This window comes from Pseudoalteromonas sp. NH0006-26 (assembly GCF_057552415.1).
In genome coordinates, this window is record NZ_BAAJMJ010000013.1 from 66,005 (window position 1) to 82,504 (window position 16,500).

A 16,500-nucleotide genomic window follows, 5' to 3' on the forward strand; every position below is an offset into this window, starting at 1 on the left:
TATGATCCCAGAAATTGGTTATTTTTCTTTAACATTGGCCATGGTGCTCAGTGTGCTGTTGTGTATTTTCCCACTTTGGGGAGCACACACAGGTAATCTTCGATTGATGCGCGCAGCGCCATCATTAGCGGTTGGTCAGTTTGCATTTGTTGCTTTGTCGTTCGCTGTTCTTATTTATGCCAGCCTAACCGATGATTTTACCGTGTCTTACGTTGCTTATCATTCAAGTAGCACCTTACCTTGGTATTATAAAATCACCTCTACATGGGGTGGTCATGAAGGCGCTATTTTACTGTGGTTACTTATGCAAGCCGGGTGGACAGCTCTGGTCGCGGTGCGTTCAAAGTCACTTCCTTGGGTGCTTCGTGCTCGTGTATTAGGTGTGCTTGGCTTTTTAGGTGTCGGCTTTATGATGTACACCTTATTGCTGTCAAGTCCGTTTGAGCGTTTATTGCCCTATTTCCCAGTTGAAGGGCGAGATTTAAACCCATTATTACAAGACCCAGGTATGATCATTCATCCACCATTACTTTACATGGGGTATGTGGGTCTTTCTGTGGCTTTTTCCTTTGCTATTGCCGCGCTATTAACCGGTAAGCTCGATAATACCTGGGCTAAGTGGTCACGCCCATGGACGATGACTGCATGGGGCTTTTTAACCTTAGGTATTACCATTGGTAGTTGGTGGGCTTATGCAGAACTTGGCTGGGGCGGCTGGTGGTTCTGGGATCCAGTTGAGAACGCATCACTGATGCCATGGTTAGTGGCAACGGCTTTATTACACTCTTTAAGTGTGACTGAAAAGCGCGGTGTATTTAAATCATGGACCGTATTATTAGCAATTGCTGCTTTTTCATTAAGTTTACTGGGCACTTTTATTGTTCGTTCAGGGATTATTGTTTCGGTGCACGCCTTTGCAACCGATCCGGATCGTGGGCTATTTATTCTTGCCTTCTTAGCCATTGTTGTAGGCGGTGGCTTAGCGCTTTACGGCTTGCGTGTTTCACAAGTTAAAAGTGAAGGACGTTATAAGTTTGTCTCTCGTGAAGTAGCACTTTGGCTAAATAACATTTTCTTAGTGGTTGCCACCTTAATTGTACTATTAGGTACTTTATTACCTATGGTGCACAAAGAAATGGGCTTAGGTAGTATTTCTATTGGCGAACCTTTCTTTAATAAAATGTTTGCAATTCTACTGGTGCCATTTGCGATTTTAATGGGCATAGGACCATTTTTGCGCTGGAAGCAAAATAAATGGGCGTTTTTACAAAACAAACTATTTGTTGGCGCACTAGCCAGCGTTGTTATTACCTGTGCTTGGCTGTTTAGCAGTTATGAAGTGGTTACGCCACTCACTCTGTTAGCGACTACATTGGGTGTATGGATATTTATAGCCACCTTTATTGACCTTTACACCAAAGCCGCTGTTCATGGCTCACTTAAAGTCGGCATCAAACGCTTAGGTTTAAGTTACTGGGCTATGGTGCTTGGTCATGTTGGTTTAGCTTTTGTTATTGCCGGTATTACCCTTACCTCAGCGTATTCAGTTGAGCGCGATGTCGCCATGAAGCCAGGTGATAGTGTACAGCTTAATCAGTATCAATATCGTTTTGAAGGCGTAAAGACAATTCGTGGTGCAAACTACAGTGGTCATGCTGGCGTGGTAACGGTATTAAAAGAAAATGACACTGTAACGCGTTTATATGCAGAAAAACGCCGATACGACATTGGTATGCAATTTATGACTGAAGCCGCAATAGATGCTGGTTTTACTCGTGATTTATACCTCGCGCTTGGTGAGCAACTAAGTGAGGGGGCTTGGTCATTACGTATTTACCACAAGCCGTTTGTGCGTTGGATGTGGATTGGTGGTGTTCTGATCTCACTCGCTGGTTTTGTAATTTTATTTGATAAGCGTTATCGCGCTACACCTCGCAAAGATGAATTAGAGGGGGCATTATGAAGCGTAAATTGATGGCAGTTGTACCTTTACTAATTTTTATCTTTATTTGTGTGTTTTTATATCAAGGGTTGTTTGCTAACCCTCGGGAAATACAAACGGGGCGCATTGGTCAAACCTTACCAGCATTCAACTTGCCTGATTTAATGCAAGATGACAAACATTGGACTGATGAGCAATTAAAAGGTGACGTGTATTTATTAAACGTGTGGGGTACATGGTGCCCAACGTGTCTAGCTGAGCTTGATTATTTAACTAAGCTTCGCGAGCAAGGCATTAAAATTATCGGCTTGTATTATGTACAAAGCTACGATGCTGATTTTGATGGCCCGTTTGATATGCAAGCACTGCGTGACGATGTGAGTAATATGCTTGCGCGCGCAGGTAACCCTTATCAATTTAATATTTTAGATTTAGAGCGCTCTTTGGCGTTAGATTTGGGTGTGTCTGGAGCACCAGAAACATTTTTAGTTGATAAAAATGGCACTATTTTGTTACACCACACCGGTGATATAAACCCTCGAGTTTGGCGCGCTAAATTTGCGCCTCTTATGCAGGAGCTGCAGCCATGAGATTGTTTTTATTAACCCTTAGCTTATTTATTAGTTTAACTGCGTTTGCTCAACAAGACCGTTATCAATTTGATAGCAACGAGCAAGCGGTTCGTTTTGAAGAGCTAACTAAAGAATTACGTTGTCCCAAATGTCAAAACCAAAATATTGCTGATTCAGATGCCGTAGTTGCAAAAGACTTACGCGATCGCGTATTGGCGTTAGTAAAAGATGGTAAAAGCAAAGACGAAGTTATTGATTATATGATTGACCGCTATGGCTACTTTGTTCATTACGATCCACCAGTAACGCCGGCTACGTTAATTCTGTGGGTGTTGCCAGTACTCATTGTAATAATAGGCTTTGGCTTTATTGTTATTCGCCAGCGTAAAGCGTCGGTAAAACAAACGTGGAGTGACACTGATGAAGTGATGCTCAATAAGTTGATTAAACAAAATAAACGTCAGGAGCAAAGTTAAATGATTTTAATGTGGGCGTCTTTTGCTTTACTCACACTCATTGCATTGCTGTTTATTATTGTGCCTTTTTTAAAAAAAGAGCGCGTAGTAACCATTACTCATAACGCTAATGCTGAGCTTATCAGCATTTATGAGCAGCGTTTAGTTGAACTTCAGGCTGATTTAGACAACCAACGCATAGACTCGCAAAACCACAGCGAGGCAATTGTTGAGCTAAAACGCCGTTTGCTAAATGAATTATCACCAGAGAAGTCACTCAATAGTCGTGGTGACAATCGTATATTTGCTTTAACAGGGGCGGCGTTTTTAATTGCGTTAGCGGGTATATTTTATGCAATGACCGGCAGCCAGCAACAAATAGCGGCTTGGCATGATGCAATGGACAACTTGGCCGATTATGGCCAACGCGCTGTAATGCAAAAAGGTGAGCCGTTAACTAAAAATGAACTGCAAGCGTTTGCATTGGCATTGCGTACGAAGTTAAGCCAAAGCGGTGACGATGAAGTTGCTTGGATGCTGTTAGGGCGTGTGGCTATAATGCTTAATGAGTTTGACATGGCAAAACAGTCATTTGATAAAGCATTGTCAATGAACCCTGATAATATGCAAGCCTTGGTGAGCTACTCGCAGGTATTATTACTTGAGGGCAGTGATGAGAATATGACTCGCGCAGCGGGTATGCTTTCTAAAGTACTACAAGCACAACCAAATAACCTCGATGCGATTTCGTTACTTGCGCTGATTGCCTTTGAGAGAAAAGATTGGATACAGGCAAAAGCTGCATTTGAAGTACTTCTTGCCAGTATGGACGAGTCAGATACGCGTTATGCTATGATTTCTGAGCGCATCAGTGAAATTGATGGCCAAATAGCTCAGCAAAGTGAGTTAAACAGTCATGAACAGCACGTTGTTCAGGGTATTCAGGTCACGGTTAAGATTGACGAGCAACTTGCAGACAAACAGCCCAGTAACGGTATTTTGTTTGTGTTTGCTAAAGCTTCTGAAGGTTCACCCATGCCTTTAGCCGTTGTTAAACTAACAGACTATAGCTTTCCAATCACGGTTGAGCTGAGCGATTCGAACGCCATGATGGCGGGGCTAAATTTATCCAGTGCCAGTGAAATTGTTATTTCTGCGCGTATCTCTAATGATGATTCAGTGATGCCAAGCGCCGGTGAGCTTGAAGGCCACTCTGAGGTACTGCTTCGTAAAGATGTGCAACAAGTGCAACTGAACATTGATACATTAATACCTTAAGGATTTGAGATGTTAAAACAAGGCTTACTTTTATTATGTTTACTCACCTTATCGGGCTGTGCTCAAGTGCCCGAGAGTAAATATGATGAGCGCGATCCCTTACAAAGTGTAAATAGACCTATTTATGACTTTAATATGGACGTACTCGATACTTATATTTTAAGGCCAGCAGCAGTGGGTTACATCACTGTTACACCGCAGCCTGTTCGTCGTAGTATTGTGCATTTTACCGATAATATTACCGCACCCGTTGATATTATAAATGCTGGTCTGCAAGGAAAACCAAGCAGTGCTGGAATTAATTTTGCACGTTTTTTAGTGAATTCAACTGTGGGTGTATTTGGCATATTTGATGTAGCTAGTTCGCTGGGGCTTGAAGTAACTAGCGAAGACTTTGGCCAAACGTTAGGTGTGTGGGGAGTGGGTGATGGTGCTTATTTAATGATCCCAGCAATGGGGCCATCTACCGCGCGTAACTTAACCGGTGATGTGGTTGATAATGTTGTACTGCCTGAAATAGCACTGACTACACCACAAACTATTTTAGTGTTTGCACTAAAAGCAGTTGAAGCACGTGCGTCATTAATGGCTCAGGAAGGATTATTGAATGATTCGTTAGACCCGTACTTGTTTATTAAAGACATTTATTTTCAGCGTCAATTATACGAGCTCTTTGATGGTAACCCGCCAATAAAAGAAGAGCCTGAAGATTTTGATGAAGATTTCTTAGAAAGCCTTTAATAAAAGTAAAAACGCCAGCAAATGCTGGCGTTTTTGTTTTTAATTAGTAATAACCCATTTAGCTATCAATCATCACCTGCATTTGCTCACTAACCCAGTTGAGAGCTTCGTGGTATGCATCAGGCACTTCATCACCTAAGTTTAGTTGCTGAGCTTTGTCGTTCGCAGCTTGCCAATCACCATGCTCATACAGAGTCACTAAGCTTAAGTATTCAGCCAGTAGCCCTTCATTGTTTAACAGCGCTGTTTTTATCTCATTAGACAGTGGCAATTTAAGCATTACACTGTCCATCTCTTCATCTAATATCGCATCCATAAGCGACATCATGCCAGTTAAAAATGCCATACCAGTATCTTTAAGTTTGCCATGTGAAATAGCTAACAGCTCACAAAAACGTGCCCGTGTTAGCGACAGTCTAATAAGCTCTAATGGCTTATCTGCAGATACTTGTGCTGCAAATAATAAAGAAAGAAGTTTTTTAATTTCAGCAGCGCCTAATACAATCAGCGCTTGTTTTATAGTGTTTATTTCAGAGCGGCGGGTAAATGCTGCTGAGTTTGAATAGCGCAAGAGCTTGTAAGATAAGTTAACATCACGCTCAAATACATCGGTGATCTTTTTAAGATCCATTTCTACACTGGATGTTTCATAGAGAAGTTCAGCCAGTGCCATGCCCGATGGCGGTAAGGCTTTGCTTTGCACCATCTCTGGTTTTGAAAAGAAAAAGCCTTGAAAGTACTCAAAGCCTAGCTCAAAAGCTTGGTTGTACAGTTCGTAGGTTTCAACTTTTTCCGCGAGTAATTTAATGTGTGGGTAAGGTTTTAAATCCTCGATGATCGTTTTAACGGTCTCTATATCACAGGTTAAAAAGTCAACTTTAATGATATCAATAAACGGATAAAAGTGACGCCATACCGGTTGATGCGCGTAGTCATCTAGAGCAAGTGTATACCCTTTCTCTTTTAAGTCTTTAACTATCGCAAGCAGACGTTTCCCCGGCTGAACGGTTTCTAATATTTCAATCACTACCCCGTCTTTGTTTAATAGCGTGGGGTAGCCTTTTAGTAAGGTGTCTAGGGTAAAGTTAATATAAGCAGGTTTATTATCGGTCAAATCTTCAAGACCAAAGTTAAACTGGCTGCCCTCAATCAGTCGAGACGTTGCTTCGTCGCCGTCAATGTTCGGAAAAACGTTATCTACTCCATCACGAAATAAAAGCTCGTAGCCAATTAACTCCTTATTGCGATCTAAAATAGGTTGGCGAGCAGCATAAAAATACATATAAGATTCCGAAACAGTAGAAATTGGTTAACATTGTAATAATATATTGGAAAACATTCAAAATAGCATCGGGAAAATGAATTATATTAATAAAATATCATGGCTTGGGTGGTTTTTATTAATCTAAACTCATTGTTTTTTATTCTATTTGTTTTAAAAGTGAGCGAATAGATGGTTTTTTATCTACTTAAATTAGCGAGTTGGAGTTATTAGTAATTACCGTGTTATAGTTGGATAGAAAGCTTTTATTCCAATACTGTCTTAATTATAAGATTTCAAGAGTCATTATTTGGATTACAAGCCTGTTATTACTTTTTTAAGTGGAGGCAAATTTGGAAACAGGAATGATTATTTCACTGGCATTGTACTTTATTGTAATGCTAGGAATAGGACTATACGCATATAAGCAATCTACCAGTGATATTTCAGGGTATATGCTAGGTGGTCGTAATTTAGCCCCCAGTGTTGCTGCCCTATCGGCTGGTGCATCAGATATGAGTGGTTGGTTATTAATGGGCTTACCCGGCGCAATGTATTTATTTGGGTTGAGTAAGGTTTGGATTGCAATTGGTTTAGTATTGGGTGCATGGGCAAACTACTTTTTAGTAGCACCAAGACTGCGTGTTTATACTGAAAAAGCCAATGACTCCATTACTATCCCCGATTTCTTTGCAAACCGTTTTGATGACAACAAAAATATCCTACGTGTTATCTCTGCAATAGTAATTATTGTTTTCTTTACCTTATACACTTCATCGGGTGTTGTTGCCGGTGGTAAGTTGTTTGAAAACTCATTTCAAATGAGTTACGAAATGGGCTTATACATTACCACTGGTGTGGTAGTGGTCTATACCCTGTTTGGTGGTTTTTTAGCGGTTAGCCTTACAGACTTTGTGCAAGGCTGTATCATGTTTATTTCGTTGTTGGCAGTGCCAATTGCCACTTACATGATGCTTGATCAACCCTTTATGGACACCTTAGCAAATGCAAATTATCAGCAATTACTAAGCTCGCCTAAAGCAAGCGAAATTCATTCTTTAAGTATGCTTGATTGGTTTGCGGGCGGTTCTACTATTGCTATTATTTCTGCAATGGCGTGGGGCTTAGGCTACTTTGGTCAGCCGCATATTATTGTGCGCTTCATGTCTATTCGCTCAGTAAAAGAAATGCCAACTATGCGTCGTATTGGTATGTCTTGGATGACCTTATCTGCCATTGGTGCAGTATTTACCGGTTTATTCGGTGCTGCATACATGATTGAAAATCAAATGCCAATTGCCGACAAAGAAACAATATTCTTAGTATTGGCGGAATTAATTTTTCATCCGTTAATTGCAGGTTTCTTACTGGCGGCTATTTTAGCTGCAATTATGAGTACTATCTCATCGCAACTATTGGTGTGTTCAAGCTCTCTAACTGAAGACTTTTATAAGATTTACTTAAACCGTAATGCTTCGCAAACTGAGTTGGTACTAGTAGGACGTATTAGCGTGATACTGGTTGCGCTATTTGCTATCTATTTAGCCTATGACCGTAATAGTTCAATACTAGATTTAGTGAGCAACGCATGGGCAGGTTTTGGTGCTGCATTTGGTCCATTGGTATTGTTTAGCCTTTACTGGAAGCGCATGAACTTAAAAGGGGCTATCAGTGGTATGGTTGTTGGTGCTCTAACCGTGCTTGTGTGGATTTATGCGCCTATTACTATTAATGGTGATAGCTTAAGTAGCGTGATCTATGAAATCGTCCCAGGCTTCATTTTAGCGAGTATTGCTATTGTGGTAGGTAGCCTTGTAACAGCTGAACCGAAAAAAGAAATTACTGATCTGTTTGATGAAGTTGAATCGTCATTGTAACTGATTCACTAACGTAAAGGTTTGGTTTAAAAAAATGCCAACCAGTTTAACTGGTTGGCATTTTTTATTGACTGACTTTTAATAGAGGCAAACTGTAATGATTTAATCGCAGCAAACTGGCTTGTCGTTATCATTATTTATAGACATAATAAAACTGAATTCGAAGCTCGAATTCAGTTTTATTAATTAGTGATGCGGCTCATAAGCAGCACCATTATTTTTTAGATTAGCTCGCTGCTTTATCTTTAATATCGGCAACGTTATCTGATTTTGCTTTTTTAGCTTTTGCGGGTACTTCTTTAGTCCCCTTAAGCACCGCCATAAAATCGTCTTTACTTTTCGCAATCTCAAGTGCAAGCGACTCAACTTGTTGTTCACTTAGTGGCACATCTACTTTTTCAAGCATAAGTTCTAGTGACTCGGCGATATCGAGCATTTTGTCATAGGCATCAGCTTCTTTTTTAGTAGTAAACGTCATGCGCTCGACTCCGTTTCGTTCTACAACATATTTAACAACAACAGCCATGATTTCTCCTGCTTACTTACGTGGCAATATGATTATTTTAAATCATTAGATTACTGTTTTTATATACAGTACAAGCTTGCGCGTTGTTTTGCAAGCTTTAGCCTTAGTTTATCTGTAGCTTGGTTGACAATAAAGGCCAACTCTACTTTATTTATTAAGTCACTTTATAACGCGCAGCAGTAAAGGAGTCGCAAGGAGTGTTTGTTACCTTTAGCACTTAGTAACCACAAAGTTATTTAAAAGTGCTGGGTGTAAATAATCAACGAATGTTCATGTAGGAACACAAAAGGAAATAGTATGAAATTAATTAAAATAATCTCGTTAGCAGCCGCTTTATGTTTATTACCTATGGGTACCACTTTTGCGCAAAGCGATATGCTATCAGAGCAGATGCAGTCAGCCATGGTTAACGTTAATACTGCTGATTTGAAGCAATTAATTAAGTTGCCGGGTGTTGGTAAGAAAAAAGCACAGGCAATTCTCGACTACAGAGAAACTAATGGTGATTTCACATCACTTGAAGATCTAGCTAAAGTAAAAGGGGTGGGTAAAAAAATGCTAGCCAAACTCGATGGTAAGGTGGCGTTTTAAATTAATAGGGCGCTATGCGCCCTGATCAAACTGTTTTAAGGCAGCAGCAAGATGCTTTTTAGCAAAATTAACATCTACTGGGGCCGTTAGTAGCGGATAACTCAACCCAGCCACAATTAAAAAAGGCACCAGTAACCACCCTTCAAATAAAGTGAATATTAAAAAAAATGGGCTCAACAGCATCAGCTTCACTATGCGTATGAAGACCCTATCACTGGGCGATAGCATGCTTAAAGAGATAGCTATAACAGTTTGTCGCTGACGAACTTTCAAGTGTTTAAGCTCATCAACTTGGCTTGAAAAAAAAGTAAACATATTAAAGTGACTTTTTAGTAATTAATCGGCTGGCCACTAATATAAAGAGTGTGGCGGTAAAGAGTACAAAAATAACTTCCATCCATGCTGGCATACTTAAACCTGCAAATTGCCAATCTATGTTTCCGCAATCACCGGTTGCTTCAAAAAATTGCGGTATCCAGTGATGTAATGGCATAAATTCTGGAAAATTTGGTTCAAATTCACAGCTAAATGCAAATGGATCTGTGGTTGTTTGCATTTCAATGTGCTCACGAGCAATAAGTAGCCCCCATACACTTGAAACTGCCCATACTATATAGGCAACAATACGTACTACGAGATTGTTTGGTTTACTGGCTCCAATAATACCTGCAAAAAGTAGGCCTAATACCGCAGTGCGCTGGTAAATACACATAATGCACGGCGCTAAACCCATGTTGTATTGAAAGAAAAGGGCAGTAACTTCCAGTAGAAAAACAATTCCACTAAATAGTAACCAGGGGGTACGTTGTGTACTAAGATTAGCAAGCCAGTTCATAACAAATCCGTATTTAAATAAGGGCTTAGATTATGACGTAGGATAAACAACGGGGCAAGTAAAAGGAAAAAGTGAGGAGCTTAAAGTCTTTAGCTCCTCTAAGAAGGGGAAGATTTTAATGCCCTGTATTAGCAACAGGAATATGGTGCTGTATTAATTCGAACTTGTAAAATAAACTGGTTAAATCGCTTAAGCCTAGGTAAGTGGCACTAAGGCCAACGCAGGTAAGCACAAATGTGTAGGGTAAAGCCATATATACCATTCGACCATAAGATAGGCGTAATACCGGTGCCAGTGTTGATGTAAGCAAGAATAAGAATGCCGCTTGACCATTTGGTGTGGCGACACTAGGCAAATTGGTGCCAGTGTTTATAGCAACCGCTAATAAATCAAACTGGTCACGGGTAATTTGGCCGGCTTTAAGTGCTGCCGCTACTTCATTTATATACACTGTACCCACAAATACGTTGTCACTGACCATAGAAAGCAATCCGTTGGCAACAAAAAACATCACCAACTGTAATTGTCCTTCAAATGTTAGCACCCAAGTAATGACAGGAGTAAATAGTTGCTGATCAATGATTACTGCAACCACACTAAAAAACACACAAAGCAATGCGGTGAAGGGAAGGGCTTCTTCGAAAGCTTTACCAAGTTGGTGCTCTTCTATTATACCAGCCGATGATGTGGCTAAAATAATAACTGACAAACCAATTAATCCAACAGTGGCTAAATGTAACGCTAAGCCAGTAATTAACCATATGGCAATTAATGCTTGAATGGTTAAATTAACTCTATCGCGTTTGCTGCGTTTTTTATCAAGAGTTTGTGCATGGTTTTTTAAAATAGCATGGATTGTTTCTGGTAATTTAGCGCCGTAGCCAAAGGTTTTTGTTTTTTCTAATATAAAGGTAGTGAATAAGCCTGCGATAAGTACGGGAAACGTAACTGGTAGCATTCGTAAAAAAAATTCACCAAAGAGCCAACTAGCTCGTTCGGCAATAATTAAATTTTGTGGTTCACCAACCATAGTACATACGCCACCTAGTGCAGTACCAATGGAAGCATGCATGAGTAAATTGCGTAAAAACGCACGGAATTCTTCAAGCTCTTGTCGGTTAACTTCTTTTACTTGGTTATCATCATTAATATCGTGTTCACTAATGAAGTCTTTTCCTGAGGCTACCTTATGGTAAATACTGTAAAAACCCATAGCCACTGCAATCACCACGGCCATTACGGTTAATGCATCTAAAAATGCAGATAGAAACGCCGCAGCCATTGCAAAAGCAAGCGATAAAAGAGTTTTACTTCTCACAGAGACCACTAGTTTGGTAAAAATATACAGCAGCAGATCTTTCATGAAGTAAATACCGGCCACCATAAAAATTAGCAATAAAAGTACATCTAAATTCTGCGCTATCTCATGTTCAACTTGCGCCGTTGATGTCATGCCAATTAATAGCGCCTCAATAGCAAGCAGCCCTCCCGGCTGCAATGGGTAACACTTAAGTGCCATGGCCAGTGTAAAAATAAACTCAATAACTAATACCCAACCAGATAAATAGGGACTTAATTGAAATAGTAGCGGGTTAATTATCAAAAATGCAATAATGGTATATTTATACCATTGAGGAGCTTTACCTAAAAAATTTATAAACATTGCAGATGGGATGCTCTGTTGCATGATTTTTCCCTAAAGAGGCGCTTAATAGTCTGGTTAATGCCATTAAGTTAGTCCAGCTTATAGAGGGTGTAAACAACTATGGAATGATAGTCAAAGTGTCTCGTATGAATAATAGGTTGGCATTCATATTGTGTTTAAAATCTATCGGTAAAACTGGTAAATAATACAAGTAAAGTTACCTTTTTAATCACATACCTAGGTAATTTAACTTACTTTACTTGTTAGTTGCGTCTTGTCTGGTACAATCAGTCAGTTAATCGTATGTAGCGATGTAATGTGAATTAATTCGAGTAGGAATTGAATGAGAATTTTTAAAGCGAAAAGCCCAGCAGGATTTGCTGAGGAGTACATAGTAGAGTCAATCTGGAATGGTGATTTTCCTCCAGGTTCAATTCTGCCAGCTGAGCGTGAACTCTCAGAGTTAATTGGTGTTACTAGAACCACATTGCGTGAAGTGTTACAACGATTAGCCAGAGACGGTTGGTTAACAATCCAACATGGTAAACCCACTCGCGTTAATAATTTTTGGGAAACGTCAGGATTAAACATTCTTGAAACACTGGCACGTTTAGACGAAGACAAAATGCCAGAGTTAACCGATCAGTTACTTTCAGCACGCACCAACATTAGCGCAATTTACACCCGTGCAGCTATAAAGCTTGCACCAGAACGTGTTATTGAAATTTTATCGCAAAGTGATGAGCTAGAAGACAGCGCGCAAGCGTTTGCTGATTATGACTATAAAGTACACCATGAGTTAGCTGTCGCTGGTAACAACCGCATTTATGTGCTGATCCTTAATGGTTTCAAAGGCTTTTATTCTAAAATAGGTTGTCATTACTTTTCAGATCCTCGCACCCGTGAGCTTGCACGTCAATTCTATAAAGATTTAACCAAACTTGCTGAAAATAAAGAGCACGATGGTGCAATATTCATGATGCGTAAGTATGGTCATCAAACCGGTGAAATATGGCAACATATTCGTGGTGATATGCCTAGCGACATTATGGATTAGTAAAAAAACCTGCTTTAAGCAGGTTTTTTTATGAATAAAAATCCGTTCATTAGTTAAGCGTTCGTTATTTTAGAACGGTGCTATCTATAAATACGATTGTTAATTTATTTTTGATAGCCATAGAATAATCATCAATTATATATGGTTGCTATTGTAATTTATAAATTAGCGCCCATATTACTATCAGTATTGCGTATGCAATTGACAATAAACTCAAAATATTTGGAGAATAAAATGGGTGTATTAGTAGGCCGCCAGGCACCAGACTTTACCGCTGCAGCTGTTCTAGGTAACGGTGAGATTGTAGATAGCTATAACCTTCACGAAAAAATCAAAGGTAAAAAAGCAGTAATCTTTTTCTACCCTCTAGATTTCACTTTTGTATGTCCTTCTGAGCTTATTGCTTTTGATAAGCGTTATGCAGAATTTCAAAAACGTGGTGTAGAAGTAATTGGTGTTTCTATCGATTCACAATTCTCACACAACGCATGGCGTAACACGGCTGTAGCAGACGGCGGTATTGGTAAAGTTCAATACGCACTAGTTGCAGACGTTAAACACGAAATCTGTAAAGCATACGACGTTGAGCACCCAGAAGCGGGCGTTGCATTTCGTGGTTCTTTCCTAATCGACGAAGAAGGTAACGTACGTCACCAAGTAGTGAACGATTTACCACTTGGTCGTAACATCGACGAAATGATCCGTATGGTTGATGCACTAGCATTCCACAGCGAGCACGGCGAAGTATGTCCTGCTGGTTGGACTGAAGGTAAAAAAGGAATGGATGCAAGCCCTGAAGGCGTCGCTAAATTCTTATCTGAAAACGAAGGCGAGCTATAATTTAGCCCTTTAGTTTAAGATAAAAAAACCGCCATATTGGCGGTTTTTTATTGCTTTTAATTAGAACGAAAAGCTCACTTTAGTGTAAATGTAACGACCGCGAGGGTTGTGTACACCTGATGCGTAACCATACAGATCTGAATCACCGTCACCAATTGCAAATGGTGGCTCTTCATCAAATAAGTTATTAACACCTAAAGATATTTTTGCTGACTCAGTAATACGGTATGATGTTTGTAAATCTACCAATACTTGAGAATCAACAGTACGCGATGTATTACTATCGAAGTCTAAGTTGCCATCGAAATCGATATCCGGCGTATCTTCAAACTCACCCACGTAACTAATGTTCATGTTCGTGTTGAATTGACCTATTTCCCAGTTTGTTGAGAAAATCCAGCGGTGCTCTGGGTAACCATATTCACCAGTGTAATCGCGGCCATCTTTTTCAAATTTATCTTGGTAAGCCCATTCTAAATTGAATTTTAGTAAGCCTAAATCATCCAGTGAATGATTGTAGTTTGCTGAAATATCAACGCCAGAAACTTCTTGTGATGATACATTTTCAAAAGTACTGAAAATCTTTTGAATAGTTCCTAGGCTGTCAGTACCTGATGGTGGTAAGCGTACACATACCGTACTATTTTGGTTATTACACTCTGAGTTGTAAATTGGACCAAACTCTTGCTCATCAATTTTATTATCTTGAGTGATACTCCACACATCAACACTTAAACCAAAGTCAGTTGTGGGTGCCCAAATAAAGCCGACGTTCCAAGATTCAGATTCTTCAGCTTCTAAATCAGGGTTACCGGCAAATTCAATGTTGTAATCTAGCGGATCACAATCTTTACCTGTTGCATCACAGCGATAGTTATCAATAAAGAACTGACTTTCCTGAGATGGTCCTAAACCTACTTGTGCAAGTGACGGTGCTCTGAAGCCTTGCGCCCATGAACCACGTACTGTGATTTCATCTGTAGGTGCCCAGCGTAAAGCGACTTTAGGGTTTGTCGTAGTGCCAAAGTCACTGTAATCATCGTAACGGCCAGCAAGTTGTAACTCTAAGTTTTCCGCAAGTGGAATTGAAAACTCTACATAGGCAGCGTACTGGTCGCGCTCTGCGGCAGCTGAAACAGACTCGGTACCAAAGATTAATCCACGTTGAAATTGATCATCAGGCGTATCAGTTACGTCTTCTTCACGGTACTCAATACCGGCCGCCATCATGACAACATCGTCACCAAAGCTAAATGCTTCACCCGAAATGTTAGCATCGAACGACGTCATATGAGATTCACCTTGGCGAACCAAGCTGGTTGTGATTCTATCAATTACAGCCGGATCGTTGTAAGTGCCGCCAAATGGGTTGTAGTTACCCGCATCAATTTCTTGTTGTAAGAAGTCGGTGCGTACCCAGCCTTGTGAGCGATCCCCAGTTTGTAATGACTTACTACGACCTTTTTGTACCGCTGTTTCCCAGCTCCAGTCGTTAATTTCACCTTTTAAACCAGCAACGAAACGTAATGTGTCTGATTCGATATCCCATTGACGCGCGCCTGCATCCACTGTTCTGTAACGACCAATTTCAATATCTTGACCGAATGGATTATTTGGATGATTTCCTGGTACGGTTAAACCCGCATCTTCATCAAGTGGCGTTGGTGCACCTGCTGCAACTGAACTGTTATGCTGTACAGCCATTTCTAAAAAGCCAGTAATGCCATTGTCAAAGCGGTATTCAAATTGTGAAATAGCGCCCACACGTTCTGATGCAGGAGCAATATAGCCGAATGGGCCATAGTCAAATAAACAACTACCGCTTGATGTTGCGTTTTCTGCAGGACATGCAGGGTCGATTGTTTTAACGCCATCAACATAGAAGTAGCCCGGGAAGCCACGTGATGAACGGAAATCTTCACCACCATATGGAGATTGATTAGCGGTACCTAAGCGCCCCATTTCGTTTGATGATAAAGAGGTGTTTTTGAAGTAGTCAATAATAACGGACGCACTACTTTTTGCACTCGTCGTACCCCAAACAATGCTGGCTGTGGTTTCTTCATAGTTGGGGCCATCTGTGCCGCCATAACCTAAGTTAACTTCAACACCGTCAATGTCTTTTTTCAAGATAACGTTTACAACACCTGCTACGGCATCAGAGCCATAGATTGCAGATGCGCCATCTTTTAAAATATCAATACGTTCGATGGCTGAAACAGGAATACTGTTTATATCAACAAATGAATTGGTGATCCCTTCAGCAAATGCGCTTATAGCAACACGACGACCATTAATAAGTACCAATGTAGCATCAGCCCCTAAGCCACGAAGGCTGACGGCAGCTGAACCATTAGCGGTTGAGTCTTGGTTATTACCACGGGTTGAAAAGGTACCATTACCTGCAACAGGCATTCTTTCAAGAAGCTGCTGTAGGTTGTCATAACCCATGTTTTCGATATCTTCTTTATTGATGGATTGTACTGGCGATGGGCCTTCGATATCCGAACGTTTGATACGAGAGCCTGTTACTTGAATACGTTCTACTTTTTCTGCAGTCTGCTGTGCAGCATAAGTTGTTGTACTAAAACCTGCTGACAATGCGATAGTAGCACCGATGATTAAGCTCGGTGTAAATGCAATTGATTGCTTCATCCTTAAGTCCTTGTTGATATGTTATAATTTACTTGTTTTTACAAGTCGAATTATTAATACCATGTAACTTAAGTGTTATCAATTAGCCGCAAAGATGATTTTGTTATCGGCACGAATATGTACTGATTTTCTCAATGAAGGAAAACGATGGGATACTTGCTATCTGCTGCTGGAGAGTGTTTTTCTCATTATTTAAAAATAAATCACCGAGCAACTTTAATTTGT

15 protein-coding genes are annotated in these 16,500 nt (G+C 40.2%); 9 read left to right on the forward strand and 6 right to left on the reverse strand.

What is annotated here, in order from left to right:
• The first annotated feature begins 1 nt into the window (after position 1).
• The 5 genes from AC27JR_RS15820 to AC27JR_RS15840 are packed head-to-tail and all read left to right on the forward strand — an operon-like array spanning position 2 to position 4,988.
• Positions 2 to 1,963: a heme lyase CcmF/NrfE family subunit gene (locus tag AC27JR_RS15820; RefSeq protein WP_076918257.1), complete on the forward strand. Its 1,962-nt coding sequence runs from the start codon at positions 2 to 4 to the stop codon at positions 1,961 to 1,963.
• Positions 1,960 to 2,532, forward strand: a complete 573-nt coding sequence (locus AC27JR_RS15825; protein WP_487174121.1) for a DsbE family thiol:disulfide interchange protein — start codon at positions 1,960 to 1,962, stop codon at positions 2,530 to 2,532. The genes AC27JR_RS15820 and AC27JR_RS15825 overlap by 4 nt, the downstream gene beginning before the upstream one ends.
• Positions 2,529 to 2,990, forward strand: coding sequence for a cytochrome c-type biogenesis protein (locus AC27JR_RS15830; protein ID WP_076918255.1), 462 nt, complete (start codon positions 2,529 to 2,531; stop codon positions 2,988 to 2,990). Before AC27JR_RS15825 ends, AC27JR_RS15830 begins: the two co-directional genes overlap by 4 nt.
• Complete coding sequence (ccmI, locus tag AC27JR_RS15835; RefSeq protein ID WP_076918254.1) at positions 2,991 to 4,247, forward strand: c-type cytochrome biogenesis protein CcmI; 1,257 nt, start codon at positions 2,991 to 2,993, stop codon at positions 4,245 to 4,247.
• A gap of 9 nt (positions 4,248 to 4,256) precedes the next feature.
• Positions 4,257 to 4,988, forward strand: coding sequence for an MlaA family lipoprotein (locus tag AC27JR_RS15840; RefSeq protein ID WP_054201699.1), 732 nt, complete (start codon positions 4,257 to 4,259; stop codon positions 4,986 to 4,988).
• A gap of 58 nt (positions 4,989 to 5,046) precedes the next feature.
• Here the strand turns inward: AC27JR_RS15840 and AC27JR_RS15845 are convergent, their stop codons facing one another.
• Positions 5,047 to 6,270 carry an EAL and HDOD domain-containing protein gene (locus AC27JR_RS15845; RefSeq protein ID WP_131691391.1) on the reverse strand — a complete coding sequence of 408 codons (1,224 nt, stop codon included), beginning with the start codon at positions 6,268 to 6,270 and terminating at the stop codon, positions 5,047 to 5,049.
• 344 nt (positions 6,271 to 6,614) lie between these two features.
• Here AC27JR_RS15845 and putP point away from each other — a divergent pair, with 344 nt between their 5' ends.
• A complete protein-coding gene (putP, locus tag AC27JR_RS15850; RefSeq protein WP_008465433.1) occupies positions 6,615 to 8,126 on the forward strand; it encodes a sodium/proline symporter PutP in 1,512 nt (503 codons plus the stop codon).
• 226 nt (positions 8,127 to 8,352) lie between these two features.
• Here putP and AC27JR_RS15855 read toward each other — a convergent pair whose 3' ends face one another.
• Positions 8,353 to 8,652 carry a YebG family protein gene (locus AC27JR_RS15855; protein ID WP_008467318.1) on the reverse strand — a complete coding sequence of 100 codons (300 nt, stop codon included), beginning with the start codon at positions 8,650 to 8,652 and terminating at the stop codon, positions 8,353 to 8,355.
• 297 nt (positions 8,653 to 8,949) lie between these two features.
• Between AC27JR_RS15855 and AC27JR_RS15860 the strand changes: the two genes are divergently transcribed.
• Complete coding sequence (locus AC27JR_RS15860; protein WP_008467316.1) at positions 8,950 to 9,243, forward strand: ComEA family DNA-binding protein; 294 nt, start codon at positions 8,950 to 8,952, stop codon at positions 9,241 to 9,243.
• Between the two features lie 12 nt (positions 9,244 to 9,255).
• Here AC27JR_RS15860 and AC27JR_RS15865 read toward each other — a convergent pair whose 3' ends face one another.
• The 3 genes from AC27JR_RS15865 to nhaB form a co-directional block, all read right to left on the reverse strand.
• Positions 9,256 to 9,558, reverse strand: coding sequence for a hypothetical protein (locus AC27JR_RS15865; RefSeq protein ID WP_131691390.1), 303 nt, complete (start codon positions 9,556 to 9,558; stop codon positions 9,256 to 9,258).
• A gap of 1 nt (position 9,559) precedes the next feature.
• Positions 9,560 to 10,078: a disulfide bond formation protein DsbB gene (gene dsbB, locus AC27JR_RS15870; RefSeq protein WP_487174122.1), complete on the reverse strand. Its 519-nt coding sequence runs from the start codon at positions 10,076 to 10,078 to the stop codon at positions 9,560 to 9,562.
• A 115-nt stretch (positions 10,079 to 10,193) separates the two neighbouring features.
• Positions 10,194 to 11,765: a sodium/proton antiporter NhaB gene (gene nhaB, locus AC27JR_RS15875; RefSeq protein ID WP_487174123.1), complete on the reverse strand. Its 1,572-nt coding sequence runs from the start codon at positions 11,763 to 11,765 to the stop codon at positions 10,194 to 10,196.
• Positions 11,766 to 12,066: 301 nt separating this feature from the next.
• On the opposite strand from nhaB, the gene fadR reads away from it, so the two are divergent.
• Positions 12,067 to 12,780, forward strand: a complete 714-nt coding sequence (gene fadR / locus AC27JR_RS15880; protein ID WP_008109093.1) for a fatty acid metabolism transcriptional regulator FadR — start codon at positions 12,067 to 12,069, stop codon at positions 12,778 to 12,780.
• Between the two features lie 234 nt (positions 12,781 to 13,014).
• A complete protein-coding gene (locus AC27JR_RS15885) occupies positions 13,015 to 13,620 on the forward strand; it encodes a peroxiredoxin (RefSeq protein WP_008109095.1) in 606 nt (201 codons plus the stop codon).
• A gap of 60 nt (positions 13,621 to 13,680) precedes the next feature.
• Here AC27JR_RS15885 and AC27JR_RS15890 read toward each other — a convergent pair whose 3' ends face one another.
• Positions 13,681 to 16,275 carry a TonB-dependent receptor gene (locus tag AC27JR_RS15890; protein WP_487174124.1) on the reverse strand — a complete coding sequence of 865 codons (2,595 nt, stop codon included), beginning with the start codon at positions 16,273 to 16,275 and terminating at the stop codon, positions 13,681 to 13,683.
• Between the last annotated feature and the right edge of the window lie 225 nt (positions 16,276 to 16,500).